This window comes from Streptomyces violaceorubidus (assembly GCF_000717995.1).
GTDB lineage: Bacteria > Actinomycetota > Actinomycetes > Streptomycetales > Streptomycetaceae > Streptomyces > Streptomyces violaceorubidus.
Genome location: NZ_JODM01000091.1, coordinates 1 through 2,494 on the forward strand (window position 1 = coordinate 1; position 2,494 = coordinate 2,494).

1 rRNA gene is annotated in these 2,494 nt (G+C 56.6%); it reads right to left on the reverse strand.

Features of this window, described 5'->3' with window-relative positions:
- Window positions 1-22: 22 nt before the first annotated feature.
- A 23S ribosomal RNA gene (locus IE94_RS0134040) occupies window positions 23-2,494 on the reverse strand; the annotation flags it as partial.

The window sequence follows — 2,494 nt, forward strand, 5'->3', positions numbered from 1 at the left end:
AACACAGTGGACGCGAGCAACTGAGGACAAGCCCTCGGCCTATTAGTACCGGTCACCTCCACACCTCACGGTGCTTCCAGATCCGGCCTATCAACCCAGTCGTCTACTGGGAGCCTTACCCCATCAAGTGGGTGGGAGTCCTCATCTCGAAGCAGGCTTCCCGCTTAGATGCTTTCAGCGGTTATCCCTCCCGAACGTAGCCAACCAGCCATGCCCTTGGCAGAACAACTGGCACACCAGAGGTTCGTCCGTCCCGGTCCTCTCGTACTAGGGACAGCCCTTCTCAAGACTCCTACGCGCACAGCGGATAGGGACCGAACTGTCTCACGACGTTCTAAACCCAGCTCGCGTACCGCTTTAATGGGCGAACAGCCCAACCCTTGGGACCGACTCCAGCCCCAGGATGCGACGAGCCGACATCGAGGTGCCAAACCATCCCGTCGATATGGACTCTTGGGGAAGATCAGCCTGTTATCCCCGGGGTACCTTTTATCCGTTGAGCGACGGCGCTTCCACAAGCCACCGCCGGATCACTAGTCCCGACTTTCGTCCCTGCTCGACCCGTCGGTCTCACAGTCAAGCTCCCTTGTGCACTTACACTCAACACCTGATTGCCAACCAGGCTGAGGGAACCTTTGGGCGCCTCCGTTACTCTTTAGGAGGCAACCGCCCCAGTTAAACTACCCATCAGACACTGTCCCTGATCCGGATCACGGACCCAGGTTAGACATCCAGCACGACCAGACTGGTATTTCAACGACGACTCCACCCACACTGGCGTGCGAGCTTCAAAGTCTCCCAGCTATCCTACACAAGCCGAACCGAACACCAATATCAAACTGTAGTAAAGGTCCCGGGGTCTTTCCGTCCTGCTGCGCGAAACGAGCATCTTTACTCGTAGTGCAATTTCACCGGGCCTATGGTTGAGACAGTCGAGAAGTCGTTACGCCATTCGTGCAGGTCGGAACTTACCCGACAAGGAATTTCGCTACCTTAGGATGGTTATAGTTACCACCGCCGTTTACTGGCGCTTAAGTTCTCAGCTTCGCCCCACCGAAATGGAGCTAACCGGTCCCCTTAACGTTCCAGCACCGGGCAGGCGTCAGTCCGTATACATCGCCTTACGGCTTCGCACGGACCTGTGTTTTTAGTAAACAGTCGCTTCTCGCTGGTCTCTGCGGCCACCCCCAGCTCAGAGTGCAAGACTCATCACCAGGTGTGGCCCCCCTTCTCCCGAAGTTACGGGGGCATTTTGCCGAGTTCCTTAACCATAGTTCACCCGAACGCCTCGGTATTCTCTACCTGACCACCTGAGTCGGTTTAGGGTACGGGCCGCCATGAAACTCGCTAGAGGCTTTTCTCGACAGCATAGGATCATCCACTTCACCACAATCGGCTCGGCATCAGGTCTCAGCCCTATGTGCAACGGATTTACCTATCACACGGCCTACACCCTTACCCCGGGACAACCACCGCCCGGGATGGACTACCTTCCTGCGTCACCCCATCACTCACCTACTACAGGTCCGGGTCATCGGCTCCACCACTCCCCATCACTCCGAAGAGATCAGAGGCGGCTTCACGGACTTAGCATCGCCTGATTCAATGTTTGACGCTTCACAGCGGGTACCGGAATATCAACCGGTTATCCATCGACTACGCCTGTCGGCCTCGCCTTAGGTCCCGACTTACCCTGGGCAGATCAGCTTGACCCAGGAACCCTTAGTCAATCGGCGCAAACGTTTCTCACGTTTGTATCGCTACTCATGCCTGCATTCTCACTCGTGAACCGTCCACAACTCGCTTCCACGGCTGCTTCACCCGGCACACGACGCTCCCCTACCCATCACAGCCGGCGTTGGCCGTATTGCTGCAATGACACGACTTCGGCGGTACGCTTGAGCCCCGCTACATTGTCGGCGCGGAATCACTAGACCAGTGAGCTATTACGCACTCTTTCAAGGGTGGCTGCTTCTAAGCCAACCTCCTGGTTGTCTGTGCGACTCCACATCCTTTCCCACTTAGCGTACGCTTAGGGGCCTTAGTCGATGCTCTGGGCTGTTTCCCTCTCGACCATGGAGCTTATCCCCCACAGTCTCACTGCCGCGCTCTCACTTACCGGCATTCGGAGTTTGGCTAAGGTCAGTAACCCGGTAGGGCCCATCGCCTATCCAGTGCTCTACCTCCGGCAAGAAACACACGACGCTGCACCTAAATGCATTTCGGGGAGAACCAGCTATCACGGAGTTTGATTGGCCTTTCACCCCTAACCACAGGTCATCCCCCAGGTTTTCAACCCTGGTGGGTTCGGTCCTCCACGACCTCTTACAGCCGCTTCAACCTGCCCATGGCTAGATCACTCCGCTTCGGGTCTTGAGCGCGCTACTAAAACGCCCTATTCGGACTCGCTTTCGCTACGGCTTCCCCACACGGGTTAACCTCGCAACACACCGCAAACTCGCAGGCTCATTCTTCAAAAGGCACGCAGTCACGA